Source organism: Serratia sp. K-E0102 (assembly GCF_029962625.1).
Taxonomy (GTDB): Bacteria; Pseudomonadota; Gammaproteobacteria; order Enterobacterales; family Enterobacteriaceae; genus Serratia; species Serratia sarumanii.
Genome location: NZ_CP124754.1, coordinates 4,189,558 through 4,206,995, shown reverse-complemented (window position 1 = coordinate 4,206,995; position 17,438 = coordinate 4,189,558). Strand labels below are relative to the sequence as shown.

At 61.3% G+C, this 17,438-nt stretch carries 19 protein-coding genes; 16 read left to right on the top strand and 3 right to left on the bottom strand.

The features are described from left to right. The first annotated feature begins 62 nt into the window (after positions 1–62). Together SSARUM2_RS20015 and SSARUM2_RS20010 are read left to right on the top strand one after the other, a co-directional pair. On the top strand, positions 63–386 hold the full coding sequence (locus SSARUM2_RS20015; protein WP_072270113.1) for a BrnT family toxin: 324 nt from the start codon (positions 63–65) through the stop codon (positions 384–386). After that, entirely contained in the window at positions 349–666 is a 318-nt protein-coding gene (locus SSARUM2_RS20010) for a BrnA antitoxin family protein (RefSeq protein ID WP_033635847.1), read from the top strand. The genes SSARUM2_RS20015 and SSARUM2_RS20010 overlap by 38 nt, the downstream gene beginning before the upstream one ends. A 225-nt stretch (positions 667–891) precedes the next feature. Here SSARUM2_RS20010 and SSARUM2_RS20005 read toward each other — a convergent pair whose 3' ends face one another. After that, positions 892–1,536 carry a GntR family transcriptional regulator gene (locus SSARUM2_RS20005; RefSeq protein ID WP_170310382.1) on the bottom strand — a complete coding sequence of 215 codons (645 nt, stop codon included), beginning with the start codon at positions 1,534–1,536 and terminating at the stop codon, positions 892–894. Between the two features lie 162 nt (positions 1,537–1,698). On the opposite strand from SSARUM2_RS20005, the gene SSARUM2_RS20000 reads away from it, so the two are divergent. The 12 genes from SSARUM2_RS20000 (at position 1,699) to rbsK (ending at position 14,035) form a co-directional block, all read left to right on the top strand. Further along, a complete protein-coding gene (locus tag SSARUM2_RS20000; protein ID WP_033635845.1) occupies positions 1,699–2,412 on the top strand; it encodes a DUF2848 domain-containing protein in 714 nt (237 codons plus the stop codon). Next, positions 2,412–3,758 (top strand): amidase, encoded by a 1,347-nt coding sequence (locus SSARUM2_RS19995; protein WP_060452482.1) that lies wholly within the window; start codon positions 2,412–2,414, stop codon positions 3,756–3,758. The genes SSARUM2_RS20000 and SSARUM2_RS19995 overlap by 1 nt, the downstream gene beginning before the upstream one ends. A 49-nt stretch (positions 3,759–3,807) precedes the next feature. After that, positions 3,808–4,461 (top strand): DUF4286 family protein, encoded by a 654-nt coding sequence (locus tag SSARUM2_RS19990; protein WP_060431432.1) that lies wholly within the window; start codon positions 3,808–3,810, stop codon positions 4,459–4,461. Further along, the gene (locus SSARUM2_RS19985; RefSeq protein ID WP_033635842.1) at positions 4,458–5,783 is read left to right on the top strand and encodes an MFS transporter; all 1,326 of its coding nucleotides are present in this window, start codon (positions 4,458–4,460) and stop codon (positions 5,781–5,783) included. Before SSARUM2_RS19990 ends, SSARUM2_RS19985 begins: the two co-directional genes overlap by 4 nt. Positions 5,784–6,094: 311 nt before the next feature. After that, complete coding sequence (locus SSARUM2_RS19980) at positions 6,095–6,913, top strand: DeoR/GlpR family DNA-binding transcription regulator (RefSeq protein ID WP_004931653.1); 819 nt, start codon at positions 6,095–6,097, stop codon at positions 6,911–6,913. Positions 6,914–6,962: 49 nt separating this feature from the next. Continuing rightward, positions 6,963–7,946, top strand: a complete 984-nt coding sequence (locus SSARUM2_RS19975) for a substrate-binding domain-containing protein (RefSeq protein ID WP_033635841.1) — start codon at positions 6,963–6,965, stop codon at positions 7,944–7,946. Between the two features lie 2 nt (positions 7,947–7,948). After that, positions 7,949–9,466, top strand: a complete 1,518-nt coding sequence (locus SSARUM2_RS19970) for a sugar ABC transporter ATP-binding protein (RefSeq protein ID WP_060452480.1) — start codon at positions 7,949–7,951, stop codon at positions 9,464–9,466. After that, entirely contained in the window at positions 9,459–10,445 is a 987-nt protein-coding gene (locus SSARUM2_RS19965) for an ABC transporter permease (RefSeq protein ID WP_033635839.1), read from the top strand. Before SSARUM2_RS19970 ends, SSARUM2_RS19965 begins: the two co-directional genes overlap by 8 nt. A 10-nt stretch (positions 10,446–10,455) precedes the next feature. Then, positions 10,456–11,490: an ABC transporter permease gene (locus SSARUM2_RS19960; RefSeq protein WP_033654064.1), complete on the top strand. Its 1,035-nt coding sequence runs from the start codon at positions 10,456–10,458 to the stop codon at positions 11,488–11,490. Between the two features lie 31 nt (positions 11,491–11,521). Beyond that, entirely contained in the window at positions 11,522–12,193 is a 672-nt protein-coding gene (gene alsE, locus SSARUM2_RS19955; RefSeq protein ID WP_033654065.1) for a D-allulose 6-phosphate 3-epimerase, read from the top strand. A 10-nt stretch (positions 12,194–12,203) separates the two neighbouring features. Continuing rightward, entirely contained in the window at positions 12,204–13,112 is a 909-nt protein-coding gene (gene alsK, locus SSARUM2_RS19950; protein WP_060452478.1) for an allose kinase, read from the top strand. Further along, complete coding sequence (gene rbsK / locus SSARUM2_RS19945; RefSeq protein WP_033635835.1) at positions 13,109–14,035, top strand: ribokinase; 927 nt, start codon at positions 13,109–13,111, stop codon at positions 14,033–14,035. Before alsK ends, rbsK begins: the two co-directional genes overlap by 4 nt. A gap of 32 nt (positions 14,036–14,067) precedes the next feature. On the opposite strand, the gene SSARUM2_RS19940 is transcribed toward rbsK, so the two are convergent. After that, entirely contained in the window at positions 14,068–14,676 is a 609-nt protein-coding gene (locus SSARUM2_RS19940; RefSeq protein ID WP_025304127.1) for an HD domain-containing protein, read from the bottom strand. 183 nt (positions 14,677–14,859) lie between these two features. Between SSARUM2_RS19940 and SSARUM2_RS19935 the strand changes: the two genes are divergently transcribed. After that, positions 14,860–15,534 (top strand): hemolysin III family protein, encoded by a 675-nt coding sequence (locus SSARUM2_RS19935; RefSeq protein ID WP_038871224.1) that lies wholly within the window; start codon positions 14,860–14,862, stop codon positions 15,532–15,534. Between the two features lie 150 nt (positions 15,535–15,684). Then, on the top strand, positions 15,685–16,182 hold the full coding sequence (locus SSARUM2_RS19930; protein ID WP_033649451.1) for a DUF2165 domain-containing protein: 498 nt from the start codon (positions 15,685–15,687) through the stop codon (positions 16,180–16,182). A 38-nt stretch (positions 16,183–16,220) separates the two neighbouring features. Here SSARUM2_RS19930 and ygfZ read toward each other — a convergent pair whose 3' ends face one another. Then, entirely contained in the window at positions 16,221–17,213 is a 993-nt protein-coding gene (ygfZ, locus tag SSARUM2_RS19925) for a tRNA-modifying protein YgfZ (RefSeq protein WP_049194803.1), read from the bottom strand. Positions 17,214–17,438: the final 225 nt, after the last annotated feature.

Genomic DNA, 17,438 nt, shown 5'->3' with positions numbered 1-17,438 from the left:
TTTGACATCCCGCCGTGCGGAGTGTATTTTGATTAAATAATAATCAAAATGTAGTTACAAAAATGTATGTTTATTTTGAATGGAATCAGGATAAAAATCACAGTAACCAGCGTAAACACCGCGTCAGTTTTGAGATTGCGCAACGGGTTTTTCTGGATCCCAACCATTTGGCCGTGCTGGAAAGGATTGAGGATGGAGAAGAACGCTGGCAAACGATCGGTATGGTCGGCTCCTGTTTGCTGTTGCTGGTGGCACATACGACGACCGAAAAGGATGTCGAAGGCGATACAGTAGAGATCGTGCGCATCATTTCAGCACGCAAGGCCGATGCCAAAGAGAGGGGAAGATATGAAGCGCAAAAATTCCGCCAAAAATCTGGCGCATAGCGTACTCCCTCCGTTGACGGAGGAGCAGAAAGCGCAAATTGCTTCACTGAGCGCGCTGCCGGATGAGGATATCGATTATACCGATGCCCCGGCCCTGGGTGAGGAGAAGTGGCAGGCTGCGGTTCAGGGGCGTTTTTATAAACCGATGAAAGTATCGAAAACCATCCGAATCGATGCGGATGTGTTGGCCTGGCTTCAGCGGCCAGGCAAGGGCTATCAGAAACGCCTGAACGCTGTGCTGCGTGAGGCGATGTTGAAAGAGCATGAGCACGAGGAATAATTTGTGTCAGGTGGCTAACGGTCCGGTGAGATTCTCACCGGATTTTTTTTGCTGTTTTTTAAGGCAACGCCTACCAACGTCGGCTACCTCTCGACGGAGCTCGGTCAAAACTATAAAAACGGTCATTCTGCGGAGCGTGAAATGTGACCGTTTACCGTTTATCTCCTGCTCATCGGCAGAACAGGGTCATCATAACTATTCCCGGTAATATCCTGCGCCGCGGGGTTACCCGTCGTGCAGCAGCGCGCTGCGGAATGACAAGATATGCGCCTGCGCGGCCTCGGCGGCGGCGGCGCTGTCTTGTGCGGCCAGCGCGGCGATAATTGCCCGGTGTTCGTCGATCACTTCGCGCATATGCCCTTCCCGCGACAGGGTGCTGGCCCAAAAACGCTGCGCCCTGGCGTGCAGCACACTCAGGATATCCGCCAGCATGTTATTGCCGGCGATCTGCGCCAGCTCTTGGTGAAACGCATGATCGAGTGTCATCATTCGCACTCTATCTCGCTCCTGGCTCGCGGCTTCGATTTGCCGGTTGAGTTCGGTCAGCGTCGCGATTTGCCTCTCGGTAATCCTCTGGCTCGCCAGCTGCATGCACAGCATCTCGTTAGCCAGCCTTACTTCGATCAATTCCAACGCATCGTCCATCGACAACGGTGAAACCATCACGCCTTTGCGCGGGATGACCTGCAGTAACCCCTCGTTGGCCAAGCGGTGGATTGCCTGATTGATCGGCGTTCTGCCCATATCCAGATCGTTCATCACCTGCGCAGTATTGAGATATTCGCCCGGCTTGTAGCTGAGTGTGACCAGCGCCTGTTTGAAGCGCCGGTAGGCCAGCTCGTTCAGTGAGACGCCGGCTTCTTCCGTCATCGGGCGCTGCGGGCTTTCTGCGTCAACAGTCTTCACGTTTTGCTCCTGCAAGAAGAAAGTTTTTAGACATAGTACACAAAAACATGGCATGAAAATCGCTTATTTGGTAACTAAAGATATAGTGAAATTTCACAGTGTTTTAACAAGAGGGGCGAAACTGCCATGAGACTGACCTTCACTTTACCTGAATCCCGCGGCGCAGCGACGTTGAATGTTGAGATTGATCATCTGGTGATCGCCGGTTGGACCGGGCGCGATCGCGAAGCGATCTTGCACCATATTCGTGAATTGGCCGAGCTGGGCGTGCCCCAGCCCAGTGCAATCCCCCTGTTTTACCGCGTTGCCGCCAATCAGTTGAGCCAGCAAGAGACCATTGAAGTCATTGGCAACGCGACGTCCGGCGAAGCGGAACCGCTGATTTTTGCCCATCGCGGCGAACTGTTCGTGTCATTGGCGTCCGATCACACCGATCGTCAACTCGAAGCGCACAGCGTGGCGCTGTCGAAACAGATTTGCGTTAAACCGGTGGCGCGAGCCGCCTGGCCGCTGCAGGAGGTGCTGGAACATTGGGACAGTTTGATCTTGCGTTCGTGGATCAAGGAAGAGGGCGAATGGCGATTGTATCAACAGGGCAGCCTTGCCGCGCTGCGTACGCCCGGTGATTTGCTGGAGCGTTACTTCACCGGTATGCAGCCGCCGGAGTGCGGGCTGGCGCAACCGCAAACGCCCGACGGGTTGGCGATGACTTGCGGCACGGTAGCGGCGATCGGCGGCATTCGACCGGCCGGCGAGTTTCGCATGGAATTGGTGGACGATGTGCTTGGGCGCACCATCAGTCACGGTTATCGCAGCATTGAACTGCCGGTGGTGGCGTGATGAAAAAGCTGACGTTGATGCAGGCCAGCGCCGGCCTGGCTAGCGGGGAGTTCACCGCAGCGCAGCTGACCGCCGCCGCTTTGGCGCAGATCGCCGATGAGCGGGGGGAGGGCGCGCGCGCGTTTACGCGAACCTACGCCGAGTGGGCACAACGGCAAGCGCAGGCCTCCGATCGGCGGCGCGCCGCCGGCTCGCCGCTGTCGGCGCTGGATGGCGTGCCTGTCTCAATCAAGGATCTGTTTGACGTGGCCGGTGAGGTGACCACGGCGGGCTCGCGCGTGTTAGCCGACGCGCCGCCCGCGGAAAAGCACGCTGCGGTAGTAGAACGGCTGTTGCAAGCCGGCGCGGTGGTGGTGGGCAAAACGACGATGACGGAATTCGCCTATTCCGGGCTGGGCATCAACCCGCATTACGGGACGCCGGCCAACCCCTGGGAGCGCCAGGCGGCACGCATTCCCGGCGGCTCCTCTTCCGGTGCGGCGGTGGCGGTGGCCGACGGCATGTGCCTGGGCGCGATTGGCAGCGATACCGGCGGGTCGGTACGCATTCCCGCCGCGCTGTGCGGGTTGACCGGGTATAAACCCACTGCACGGCGCATCAATGACGCTGGCTTATTGCCGCTGTCGCCTTCGCTGGATTCGATCGGCGTGATTGCTCATGACGTCGCCAGCTGTATTGCGCTGGACGCACTGATTGCCGACAGCCCGCTGCGGGTGCCGCAAAAAAGCTTGGCGCAGGCGCATTTTGCCGTGCCGCAAACGGTGGTGCTGGATGAACTGCAGCCGGCGGTTGCCGAGGCATTCCAGCGCAGCCTGCAATGCCTGTCTCAGGCGGGGGCGCAGATTGAATTCATTCCCGCTACGGCGTTCGCCGAACTGGCCGCGTTCAATGCCAACGGTGGTTTCACCGCGTTGGAGTCCTGGTGCTGGCATCAAGCGTTGATCGCTGAACGGGCCGAGGGCTATGACCCGCGGGTGCTGTCGCGCATTCGCCGCGGTGCATCCCTGGGTGACGCCGATCTGCAGCTGTTGCAGCGGCAACGCGCCGACTGGCAGCGGCGGATTACGGCGGAGCTGCAGAGGTTTGACGCTCTGCTGATGCCGACCGTGCCGATGATTGCGCCAACTATCGGCGAGCTGGCGGCGGATGATGCCTACTTCCGTTGCAACGGACTGATGCTGCGCAATCCCGCGATCGTCAATTTCCTCGACGGCTGTGCGCTGTCCTTGCCCTGCCAGCGGCCGGGCGCCGCGCCGATCGGCCTGATGCTGGCGGGCTTGCCGATGTGTGATGAGGCGCTGCTGGGATGGGCGCTGGCGATCGAACGCCGTCTTGCCGAGGCGTGATTTTCCGGTGGGCGCAGGCCTGCCTTTTGAGATGACCAGGAGAATATCCATGAACGATTCCCCGAACGGAATGCTGTTTGTCGCGACGGATGTCGCCACGCAGGATGCTGCGGATTTCAATCGCTGGTATGACCGCGAACACGTGGAGGAGCGGGTGCGGGTGCCCGGCTTTTTATCCGGCACACGCTATCGGGCATTGCAGGGCGGGCGTCAATATTTGGGGCTGTATAAAACCGAATCGTTGGCCAGCTTTACCTCCGAAGCCTATCGCGCCGCGTTTCAACACCAAACGCCTTGGTCGGTGGCCAGCCTGGAGAAAATGCGCGATCCAATGCGCCGGGTGTGTGCGGTGGAGGCGGTCACCGGCCAAGGGTGCGGCAGTCATCTCTGTATCTTCGTGCTGCCGTCGGCGGCATCGGAAGCGCTGCATGCCCGCATCTTGCAACTGGGCGCACGGCTGGCTGAACAGCCTGGCTTTGTGCGCAGCAGCCTGTTGACGCCGGATGCCGAACTCAGTTCCCCGCTGCCGAAAGAATCGCGAGAAAACCGCCGAATGCTGCCGATGCTATTGATCGAAAGCAGCGACGCCGAAGCCGGCCTGCGTTTAAGCGAGCAGGCCGCTGAAGCGCTGAACATGCCCGCCGCCGATGCCTGGCACTATGCCCTTGGCTGGCAACTGACCGCACAGGAGCTGACATCATGAACGCATACACCACTGAAACGGCACAGGCTGCCGCGCCGGCCGCAGAAAGTGCCGCTGCACCGCCCAATACCGGCAAGTTGGCGGCGGCCAGCTCGATTGGCACGGCGTTGGAATGGTACGATTTCACCGTCTACAACATCATGGCCGCGTTGATTTTCAACCATGTATTCTTCCCATCGTTCGATCCGCTGGTGGGCACGATTCTGGCGTTCTCCACTTACGCGGTGGGTTATGTTTCCCGGCCGATCGGTGGCATCGTGTTCGGTCACCTTGGCGATGTGTTGGGGCGGCGTTTTGTGCTGGTCACCACGCTGGTGATCATGGGCGTGACCACGGCGCTGATGGGATTGTTGCCCGGCTATGCCAGCTGGGGGATTTGGAGCCCGTTGCTGCTGGTGACGCTGCGCTTTATTCAGGGCATTGCGCTGGGCGGAGAATGGGCGGGGGCGGTGCTGTTGTCGATGGAACACGGTAAGCCGCATCAGCGCGGGCGCAACGCGTCCTTTGCTCAGGTAGGGCCGTCCTGCGGTTCGCTGATCGGCACCGGCCTGATTACGCTGGTGACGTTGGCGATGTCGGCGGACGATTTCCAGCAATGGGGCTGGCGGATCCCGTTCCTGCTGAGCCTGGTGCTGGTCATCTTCGGTTTGTGGCTGCGTCGGGGAGTGGGTGAGACGCCGGCATTTTTGCAACTGGAGGCGTCGAAAGATGTTACGCAGTCGCCGATCCGCGAAGTCTTCACGCAGCACATGCGCCCACTGCTGATCGCCGGCGGATCGCGTATCGGCTCTGACGTGCTCTATGCGTTGGTGGTCGTGTTCACATTGACCTACGTCACCACCGTGCTGAATCTGCCGCGCCCGCTGGCGCTGGGTGCCACCATGCTGGGGGCGATAGGCAACGCCGTCGCGGTACCGCTGTTTGGCGCCTTGTCGGATCGCTTCGGCCGTCGTCCGGTGTATATCGGCGGTGCATTGGCGGCGATCGCGTGGGCGTTTGCATTCTTCGTCCTGCTCGACAGCAGTCAACCGGTGTTGATCTGCACGGCAGTAGTGATCGGGCTGTTGATCCATGCGGCGATGTATGGGCCACAGGCGGCCTTCATCACGGAACAGTTCCCGACACGGGTGCGTTATGCCGGATCGTCGTTAGCCTATACCTTGGCGGGGATTATCGGTGGCGGCTTTGCCCCGCTGATCATCACTTCGTTGTTTAAATCTTACGACAGCACGCTGGCGATTTCCGCCTATGTCGCGTTGGCTCTGCTTATCACGCTTTGGGCGGTATGGGCGGCGCGGGAAACGGCGCATAAGCCGCTGTAAATAGAATGCCGGGCTACTTTAGGCCCGGCGTTCGGTCAAAACCACAAAAACGGTCATTAACGGTCATGTTGCGGAACGTGGAATTGTGACCGTTTACCGTTTATCTCCTGTCTGCCTAAGACGCACGCGCATCATAACTGCCTGTTACTCCACACTTTCATAATTATTCATTTCATTTTCCTCCCGATTTTTTTGACAACTATCACACCGCCATCGTTGACCGATCGCGGGGCGATGCGCTTTGCGTCTGCGCGCAAAACGCGGCGCGGCAAATCGATATCGTAATCAACGTCGTGGAGGAGAAAAGAAACATGCTGCCTGTAGAACGTCATCGTTTTATCACCGAAGTCTTGAGCCAGCGCGGCCGCGTGATGGTGCAGGAGGTGGCGCAGCTGTGCCACATCTCTATCGAGACGGCGCGGCGTGATCTGGCCTTGCTGGAACGGCGCGGCCTGCTGCTGCGCAGCCACGGCGGCGCGGTGTTCGTCGAGCCGCCGGCGGTGGAGAAAACCTATGTGCCCGCCGAGATAGACCAAGGGGAATCTTTCCGCCAGCGCAGCAACGAGGCGCCGGAGCAGAAAACGCGCATCGCCAAACGCGCGCTGGAGTTTATCGCGCCGGGGGATTGCCTGCTGCTGGACAGCAGCTCCACCAGCTGGTTTTTGGCGCGCCAACTGCCGGATATCTCGCTGGTGGTATTGACCAACTCGCTGCACATCATCCAGACGCTGGCCTGCAAGGCCAATGTGCGCACCATCGGACTGGGGGGCGAGTATTCCGCCAAGTATGAGGATTTTATCGGCGTGCTGGCGGAGCAGATGCTGAAAGAGTTCGTGATCAACAAGCTGTTTTTCTCCTGTCACGGCATCTGCCAGGACGGCGGCATCCGCGAAAGCAACGAGCACCATGCGCGGCTGAAGCAGCAGATGCTGCTGGCGTCGGAACGCAAGTTCCTGCTGGTGGACAGCAACAAGTTCGGCCGCCGCTCGTTCGCGCGCATCTGCCACTACCGGGAGATAGATACCTTAATCACCGATCGGCTCAGCGACGACGAATTTCGTCAGGAACTGGCCTGGAACAACGTCGACGTGATTGAAGTTTCACCCGCCGCGAAAAGGGCGGCGCGATAACAACAACGAAACCCCCTTATTTACAGCCAACACTTGTGGAGAGAGAACAATGAAAAAATCCGTACTGGTCGGTCTGTTTGCCTCGCTGCTGCTGTCGCTATCCGCGCAGGCGGCGGACAAGCTGAAAATGGGCGTGGTGGTGAAGATCGGCGGCATTCCGTGGTTCAACGCCATGGAGGCCGGCATCAAAAGCGAAGGCGCCAAACGCGGCATCGACGCCTGGATGGTCGGGCCGACGGCGGCGGATCCGGCGCTGCAGGTGCGCGCCATCGAAGATCTGATCGCGCAGAAGGTGGACATCATCGGCGTGGTGCCGAACGACGCCCGGGTGCTGGAGCCGGTGCTCAAGCGCGCGCAGGAGGCGGGCATCAAGGTGATCGTGCACGAATCCCCCGGCCAGAAGTACGCCGACTGGGACTTTGAGCTGGTGGACGCCTCGCAGCACGGGGTCAACCACATGAAAGCGCTGGCCGCCTGCATGAAAGAGCAGGGCAAGTACGCGGTGTACGTCGGCAGCCTGACGGTGCCGCTGCATATCACCTGGTCGGACTCGGCCATCAACTACCAGAAGCAGCACTACCCGAACATGCAGCTGGTGGGCGACAAGTTCGGCGTAGGGGAATCGCTGGATGACAGCGTGCGCACCACCAACGATCTGATGGCCAAATATCCCGATCTGAAAGGCGTACTGGCGTTCGGATCGCAGGGGCCGATCGGCGCCGGGCGCGCGGTGCTCAACCGCGGCAAAAGCAACGATATCTGCGTCATCGGGCCGTTCAGCCCGGGCCAGGGCGCTTCGCTGGTCAATCGCGGCGCCATCAAGGGCGGTTACATCTGGAACCCGATGGTGGCGGGCGAAGTGTTCGTGCGCATCGCCGACATGATGCACAAGGGAGAAAAAATCACCGACGGCATGACCATCGAAGGCATGGGCAAGGTGCAGGTGGATGCGCAGCAGCACACCATTCTCGGCAACGCCACCGAAAGCCTGGATAAGCAAAACCTGCCGAAGCTGGTGAAGATGGGGCTGTAATCATGGCGATTTCCGGCAATACGGCAACCCAGGGCGCGCCGCTGATCGTGCTGCAACAGCTGTCGATGACCTTTGGCGGGCAGCGTGCGCTGAACGCTATCTCGCTGGCGCTGATGCCGGGGGAAGTGCACTGCCTGGCCGGCACCAACGGCTGCGGCAAGAGTACGTTGATCAAGGCGATCGCCGGCGTGTATCAACCGGACGACGGCAGCCGCATCACCATCGACGGGCACACCTTCGGCCGGCTGTCGCCGGATCAGGCGCGCGCCTTCGGCATTCAGGTGATCTACCAGGATCTGTCGCTGTTTCCCAACCTGACGGTGGCGGAAAACATCGCCTTCGAGCACAACCTGCATGGGTTGCTGGGATGGTACCGCCCGGCGCGGCTGCGGCGCACCGCCGAGCGGCTGCTGCAGGAGCTGAGTTTCCATCTGGATCTCGATAAACGGGTGGCGGAGCTGCCGATCGCCCAGCGGCAGCAGGTGGCGATCTGCCGCGCGCTGGTGGCGGAGGCGCGGCTGGTGATCATGGATGAACCGACCGCCTCGCTGACCCGCACCGAGGTCAATCAGCTGCTGCGCACGGTGGATTACCTGAAAGCGAAAGGCATCTGCGTGGTGTTCGTCAGCCATCGGCTGGACGAGGTGCTGGAGATCTCGGATCGCGTCACGGTGATCCGCGACGGCAACAAGATCGGCACCTGGCCGGCGGCGGAGATCACCGGCGATCGTCTGACCGAGCTGATGACCGGTCTGAAGCTGGACTATCGCCTGAAGTCACCGAGCATGAATAAGGATCGGGTGCTGCTGGAGGTGGATCGCCTCAGCCGCGCCGGGCAGTATCAGGACGTGAGCTTCCGGCTGCATCAGGGCGAGGTGCTCGGTCTATGCGGGCTGCTCGGCTCCGGGCGCACCGAGCTGGCGCTGAGCCTGTTCGGCATGACCCGGCCGGACAGCGGCAAGCTCTACCTCGACAGCAAACCGGTGCGCTTTCGCGGCCATGAGGACGCGATCAAGGCCGGCATCGGCTACGTCTCGGAGGATCGCCTGACGCTCGGCCTGGTGCAGCAACAGTCGGTGGCGGACAACGCGGTGCTGACCATTCTCGATAAGCTGCGCGGGCGTTTTCGCCTGATTGACGACTACCGCAAGAATCGCATCGTCGCGGAGTGGATCGCCAAACTCGGCGTGCGGGTGGCGGATCCGGAGCAGGCGGTTTCGACGCTGTCCGGCGGCAATCAGCAAAAGATCGTGTTGGCCAAGTGGGTACTGACCCAGCCGCGGATCCTGATCCTCGACTCGCCGACCGTCGGCGTCGACGTCGGCGCCAAGGCCAGCATCTACCAACTGATCCATCTGCTGGCGCAGGAGGGGATCGCCATTTTACTGATCTCCGACGAAGTGCCGGAGGTGTATTACAACTGCGATCGGGTGCTGCACTTCAGCGGCGGCAGCGTGATCGGCGAGTACCTGCCGGGGCAGGTGAGCCAGCAACAGCTGGCGGAGGCGGTCAATGCGTAGATTCAGCCTGAAACCGCGCGGTAACGAAGGCTACCTGGCCTGGGTGCTGTTGCTGACGGTCATCGTCTTTTCGCTGCTCAGCGAGCAGTTTTTAACGGTGCAAAACCTGCTCGATCTCTGCGAAAGCTATGCGGTGAGCGGCATCTTTGCCCTCGGCCTGTTCGTGGTGCTGGTGACCGGCGGCATCGATATCTCCTTCGCTGCGGTGGCCTCGGTGGTGCAGTATCTGATCGCCACGCTGGCGACCCATTACGGCCTGGCCAGCCCGGCGGGCAGCATTCTGCTGGCGTTGGCGATCGGCGCTGCGCTGGGCATGGTCAACGCGCTGCTGATCTACTGCCTGCGCATCGTCTCGATCATCGTCACCATCAGCATGCAGGCGTTGTTGTTCGGCATGCTGATGTGGCTGACCAACGGCCGCAGTCTGTACGCGCTGCCGGACTGGTGGACGCTGCCGCGCAGCGTGCTGCCGTTCCAGTTGGGTGAACAGAGCTATCAGCTCGGTTTGCCGACGCTGGTGATGCTGGCAGTGGCGCTGCTGACCTGGCTGCTGCTGAACAAGACGCACCTCGGGCGCCAGCTGTTTGCCGTCGGCGGCGATGCGGAATCGGCGCGGCGCATCGGCATTCGCGTCGGCCTGCTGCACCTGTTCGCCTACGGCTATCTGGGCGTGATGGCGGCGATCGGCGGCCTGGTGCAGGTGTACCGCATGGGCGAAGTGGTGCCCAACGCGCTGGTGGGCGGTGAGCTCGACGTACTGGCGGCGGCGGTGCTGGGCGGCGCCAGCCTGAACGGCGGTAAGGGCAGCGTGATCGGCACGTTGATGGGCGTATTCCTGATCGGCGTGCTGAAAAACGGCCTCAACCTGATCGGCGTGTCCAGCTACTTCATGAACGTGGTGATCGGCCTGGTGATCGTCGCGGCGATCACCGTCACTCACTACAAGAAACGCAAAGAAACCGACGTCGGTTTCGCCTGAGGAGCGCCTGATGGGCAACTACCTGAAATTTCGTCCGGACGGCACCGCCGTCGGCCTGTTGGCGCTGCTGGTGGCGGTGGTGCTGGCCTTCAGCCTGCTGATGCCGGGGCGCTTCTTCAGCGGCGCCACCTTCACCAGCGTGGCGTTCCAGCTGCCGGAGCTGGGCCTGCTGACCCTGGCGATGTTCATCCCGATCCTCAGCGGCGGCCTGAACCTGTGCATTATCGCCAGCGCCAACCTGACCAGCCTGCTGATGGCCTGGCTGTTCATCAGCTATCTGCCGCCGGACGCCGGGCTGGGGCTGCAGGCGCTGTGGCTGGTGTTGGCGCTGGCGGCGGCGATGCTGCTGGCCGTGACGATCGGCGCGGCGACCGGCGCGCTGGTAGCCTACGTCGGCGCCCATCCGATTCTGGTGACGCTGGCAACCATGACTACGGTCAACGGCATCGGCATCTACCTGACGCGCGGCGCGGCCCTGAGCGGCATGCCGGAGATCGTGCGGTTTATCGGCGCCGAGCGCGTGCTGGGCGTGCCGGTACCGCTGTGGATCTTTCTGGCGGTCGCCGTGCTGCTGGCGCTGTTCTTGCAGAAAACCCGGCTCGGCAAATGCATCTACATGAGCGGCAGCAACATCAACGCCACCCACTTCAGCGGCGTGAATACCCATCGGGTGCTGATCGCCATTTACACCCTCTCCAGCCTGCTGTGCGTGATCGCCGGGCTGGTGATGATGGCGCGCTTCAACTCGGCGCGTATGGGCTACGGCGACTCTTACCTGCTGCTGACGGTGCTGGCGATCATTCTGGGCGGCACCGATCCGTTCGGCGGTTTTGGCCGGGTCAGCGGCGTGGTGCTGGCGCTGATCGTGCTGCAGGTGATCGCCACCGGTTTGAACCTGATGAACGTCAGCCCGCACTTCAGTCTGGCGATGTGGGGCGCGGTGCTGATTGCGGTGCTGGCGCTGAAATTTTTCCGCCATCGCTATCGGCAGCGGCGGGCGATGCGCCGCAGCGCGGCCCAGGCCAGAGCCGCGGCGGGCCACTGATCCTTTTTCCCTTTTGCGCAGGATAACGCTAATGAAATACCAGATTTCACCTTCACTGATGTGCATGAACCTGATGGATATCCGGCAGCAATTGGCGGTGCTGAACCGCCGCGCCGATATGCTGCATATCGACATCATGGACGGGCACTACGTTAAAAACATCACGCTGTCGCCGTTCTTTATCGAACAGATCCGCCCACACACCTCGTTGCTGCTGGACGTGCATCTGATGGTGGAGAACCCGACTGATTTTATCGACCCGATCGCCCGCGCCGGCGCGGACTTTATCTGCCCGCACGCCGAAACCATCAACCGCGACGCGTTCCGGGTGATCAACCAGATCCGCGCGCTGGGCAAAAAAGTGGGGGTGGTGCTGAACCCGGCTACGCCGGTGGAGTTTATCCGCCACTACCTTCATCTGCTGGACAAGGTTACGGTGATGACCGTCGATCCGGGCTATGCCGGGCAGCCGTTCATTCCCGAAATGCTGGAAAAGATCCGCCAGTTGCGCGATCTGAAACGCCAGCAAAACCTGAGCTATCTGATCGAGATTGACGGATCCTGTAACCAGCGCACCTACCGCGATCTGATGGGCGCCGGCGCGGAAGTGTTGATCGTCGGCAGCTCCGGGCTGTTCAACCTCGATCCGGATCTGGAGACGGCATGGGAAAAAATGCTGGATCAGATGCGGCAGGCGGCCTGAGGCGGGGGACATGATGCGGCATTTTCTTGGCGTAGACGTCGGCGGTACCAACACCCGCCTGCTTTTGATGGATGATGACGGCGAGTTCAGCGGTTACCGCAAGATGGCGACCGCCGATTGGGCACGGCAGGCCGATCCGCTGGCGGCGTTGGGCCGCCTGATCGCCGGGCATTGCCAGGATCGTCAGGTGGCGCAGGTGATGCTGGGGCTGCCGGGTATCCTCAGCCGCGATCGCTCGCGGGTGCTGTCGCTGCCGTTCATTCCGGCATTGGATGCTCAGCCGGTGGCGGCGCTGTTGGCCGATTTGCTGGCGCTGCCGGTGCGGATGGATAAAGACGTCAATCACCTGCTGTGGTGGGACTTGCAGCAGCTGCCGGCGCTGCCGCAGGTGGCGGTGGGGCTGTATTTGGGCACCGGCATGGGCAATAGCCTGTGGCTGAACGGCGATTTTTACCACGGGGCGCACGGCGCCGCCGGCGAGCTGGGGCACATTCCCTGGCCGGGCCATCAGGGCGAGTGCCCGTGCGGTAAACGTGGCTGCGTCGAGAGCCTGACCTCCGGTCACTGGCTGACCGGCTGGGCGCATGCCAACGCGGCGCAAACGCCGTTCGAACGGCTGTTCGAACGCCACGGCGAACATCCGGATCTGCGGCGCTTCGTCGAACGATTGGCGCAGACCATCGCCATCGAAATGAACGTGCTCGATCCAGAGCGGCTGATCCTGGGGGGCGGCGTGATCGCCATGAATGGTTTCCCGTTGGCGCGCCTTGAGCAGGATATCCGCCGCCATCTGCGCGGGCCGCAGCCGGCGCAGGGGCTGGCGATCTCCATCAGCCGCCTGACCGATGAAACCGGCAGCAAAGGCGCCTGCCTGGCCGCCCGGCGCCATTTCCAATTGAGCAGGGAGTACCCGCAATGAAAGGCAAAGTCTGCGTGTTCGGTTCGTTCAACCTGGATATCGTCGCCGGCATGGCGCGCTTTCCGCAGCCCGGCGAATCGCTGATCGCCCGCAACAGCATGATGGGCGCGGGCGGCAAGGGCGCCAATCAGGCCACCGCCGCGCTGCGCGCCGGGGCGCGGGTGCATTATATCGGCAAGGTGGGGCGCGACGACTTCGGCACCTTTGCCCGGCGCCATCTCGCCGCCGCCGGTTTCGATGCTGTGACGCTGTTCTCGACCGGCGATTGCCCGACCGGCAATGCGCTTATCTACGTTGCCGGTGAGGAGGCGGAGAACATGATCGCCGTCGATCCCGGCGCCAACCTGACGGTCAGCGAAGACGAGGTGCGCCAGTGTCGGCCGGCGATCGCCGCGGCGGACATTCTGTTGACCCAGCTGGAGAACAATCTGCCGGCGATTGAGCAGGTGATCGCCATCGCCCGCGAGGCGCAGACGTTCATCATTCTCAACCCGGCGCCGTTTCAGCCGGTGCCGGACAGCCTGTTGGCGCAGGTTGATATGCTGACGCCCAACGCCACCGAGTGTACGTTACTGACCGGCGTGCCGGTGCGAGATGCGGCTTCGGCGCGCCAGGCGGCGCAGGTGCTGCACGCCAAGGGCATTCGCTTGCTGATCGTGACCCTGGGCACGCAGGGAGCGTTGTTCTCGGACGGGGAAAACAGCGAGCTGATCCCGGCGTTTCCGGCGCAGCCGAAAGACACCACCGGCGCGGGCGATGCGTTTAACGGCGCCCTGGCGGCGCAGCTGGCGAATCAGGTGCCGTTAGCCGATGCGGTGCGCTTCGCCGCCGCCTACGCGGCGGTCTGCGTGGAGCGCGCCGGGGCGGCGGGATCGATGCCGAGCTATGAGGAGGCGTTGGAACGCCAACGGGCGTTCGCTTGACGTTGAAGGGCTGCCGCGGCAGCCCGGTTCACTTACTTCAACCAGCCTTTGCGCTGCGCATCCCGCAGGTGTTGCTCCATGTGGTGCCACAGCTCGGGGTGCACGTCGGCGATCGATGCATTGCGCGCCAGCACCTGCTCCAGGCTGATGCCGTTTTCCACCCAGCTCTGGCCTTCATTGTGCAGGTTCATCAGCATCGGCATGGTGCGATCCAGCAGCAAGGCGAAGCGTGCATCGGCGCTTTCGCCATCTTCATATTCCTGCCATAAAGCGGTGAAATACTCGCGCTGAGCCTCCGGCAACATGCCGAACAGGCGGCGCGCCGCTGCCACTTCCTGATCGTGGATCGCCGCGCGGGCCGCCAGATCGTAGACCAGCACGTCGCCGGCGTCGATTTCCACAATGTCATGCAGCAGCGCCATCTGGATCACGCGCTGAATGTCTACGTCATCACCGGCGTAGGGCGCCAGGCTCATGGCGGCGATGGCGAAGTGCCAACTGTGTTCGGCGGAGTTTTCCTGGCGCTGGGTGCCCAGCACTTTGGTGCGGCGTTGCACGCCTTTCAACTTATCGATTTCCATCAGGAACTGGATGACCTGGGTCATTGAGCCGAAATCTAACGCGGGTACAGCGGATGACATGGTGTAAACCTCAAGGTGGGTGGGTTGAAGCCTGACGATTGTAGACCACCAGACGGGCGATTTCGATGGTTACACGCGTTCACATTTTTATTTTAGCGTACACGTGTACACTGGAATTATTCTCAGTTAAGCTGCTTTGCGTTAATTTCGCACAAAGCAGGGCATTTTGAGGGGTTGCGCGTTATGGGGAAAACGGACGTAGTGAAAGCCGGGAACAATAAGATTGTCGCCGCGGCTTATCCGTGGGCGGAAGAGATCGCCAACAGCATCAGCCACGGCATCGGGCTGGTGTTCGGTATCGTCGGCCTGGTGTTGCTACTGGTGCAGGCGGTGAATACCGGCGCGGATGCGACGGCCATCACTAGTTACAGCCTGTACGGCGGCAGCATGATCCTGCTGTTTCTCGCTTCCACGCTGTACCATGCGATCCCGCATCAGAAGGCCAAGCATTGGCTGAAAAAATTTGACCACTGTGCCATTTATCTCCTGATTGCCGGGACTTACACCCCGTTTCTGCTGGTAGGGCTGGATTCGCCGTTGGCGAAGGGCCTGATGGCGGTAATCTGGGGATTGGCGCTGCTCGGCGTGCTGTTCAAGCTGGCCTTCGCCCACCGTTTTGAAGCCCTGTCGCTGGTAACCTACCTGACGATGGGCTGGCTGTCGCTGATCGTGATTTATCAGCTGGTTACGCGGCTGGAGGCCGGCGGCGTCACGCTGCTGGCGATAGGCGGGGTGGTCTATACCCTCGGCGTGATTTTCTACGCCTCCAAGCGCATTCGCTTTGGCCACGCCATCTGGCATGCCTTCGTGCTCGGCGGCAGCGCCTGCCATTTCATGGCGATCTACCTCTACGTCTAAACGTTATCGCTACGTCTGAATGCGTATTGAACGGGCGCCTCTTTTGTTTTAAAAAAGAGGCGCTTGCTTCTTTCGGGTATCCAGCAAGCCCGTTCTTTCATTTCTGAGCCCGCATACTCTTTCTCTAAACTTTGTTCAGGACTCATCACGATGATCGTTCGCTTATCCAAAGCGCTGCTGGTCTGCGCTATCGCTTTGTTCGCTTCGCTGGTGGCCTTCGGCAATATCACCGATTACGGCTCCAACTTCGCCTTCGTGCGCCACGTCTTTATGATGGACACCATTTTCCCCGACGCCACCATCGGCTACCGTTCGATACAAACGCCGTGGCTGCATCACGCCGGCTATATCTTCATCATTGCGCTGGAGAGCCTGACCGCGCTGCTGTGCTGGATCGGCGGCCTGCGCTTGCTGTGCGGCCTGAAACTGCCCGCTAAAGCTTTCAACGGCCGGAAAAAGCTGGCGGTAGTGGGGCTGACGCTGGGCTTCCTCACCTGGCAGGTCGGCTTTATGTCGATTGGGGGCGAGTGGTTTGGCATGTGGATGTCGAAACAGTGGAACGGCGTGCCCGATGCGTTTCGCTTCTTCGTCACCATCATTCTGGTGCTGATTTATCTGGTGCAGCGCGACGGGGAGTTGGACGAGTAACGAAGACGGCCGCAGGCAGGGCGCCTGCGGCCGACGGATTATTTCTCTTCGGCCAGCGAATACGGCAGCGGTTTGATCGCCAGCTGGCTGGCGGCATCCTCGCGCACCCGCAGCTTGCTGTCGGCGTCCAAATCGTTGTTCATCACCACCTGCACCCACAGCCTGCCGTCGGCCAGTTGGCTCGATGCCAATACGGTGCCGGTGCGGCGCCAGTTTTCACCCAGCTGCAGCTCCAAATCTTCCGCCGCCTGCGGGGCGCGGGCCGCCTTACCTTCCAGCCAGTAGAGCGCACGCTTGTTGGCGCCGCGGAATTTGGCGCGCGCCACCATCTCCTGACCGGTATAGCAGCCTTTGCTGAAGCTGATGCCTTCCAGCGCCTGCAGGTTGGTGGCCTGCGGGATCAGCTGCGCGCTGTTGGCGGCGTCTATAACCGGATAACCGGCCTCGATCTCCAGCGCCAGCCACTGGCCGCTGTCATTCAGCTCCGCCTGGTCATGCAGTTTGCCGATCAGCTGTTCGGCCACGGTGGGGCGGGTCACCAGCAGAAAACGTTCCGCCGGCGCGTTGAAGTGCAGGATCGTGGTCTCGCCGTCCTGCACCACCGGGTGCTCGGCGCTCGGCAGCGTGGCGAACAGATCCGCCAGCGCGGCGCGCGCCTGGAAACCGGCGACGCCCAGCAACACCGCGTCGTTATCGGCGGCGATGGTGACTTTGGAGAACACCGCGTATTTTTTGATTTCCGCCAGCTGGCTGTCCAGCACGCTGCGGCGTTCCAGATAGGCGAAGCCTTCGCCACGGTGGAACAGACGCAGGTTGCTCCACATTTTGCCCTTGGCGTCGCAGTGGGCGCACAGCACGTGTTGATCGGCCGCCAGCGCGTCGATGTCCGCCGTCACCTGGCCCTGGAGATATTTCACCGTGTCCGGCCCGTTCAACGTCACCAGCGCCCAATCTTCCAGCGAGATCAGCGTCAGGGGCAGATGGGTGGAAGCGGAGGGCTGACGGGGTGGGAATGGAATGTTATGCGCCATAGTAAGTTCCTGCTCAACGTTTAGCTTACCTGAAGGGTATTGAACCCATGGTAAAAGAGGCGGCGGGCTTTGCAAACTGTTATTCGCGCCGCGGCGCCGGGGTGCGCTTTTTTTGGCATTTTGCGCTTTATTACGCTTTCCGCAGCAAAGCGCCTTCCCGGCGTGTATGTCAAATTGTTACTCTATAGGCTTGCGGCCAGGGCACCCTTGCAGACAGATCCCCGG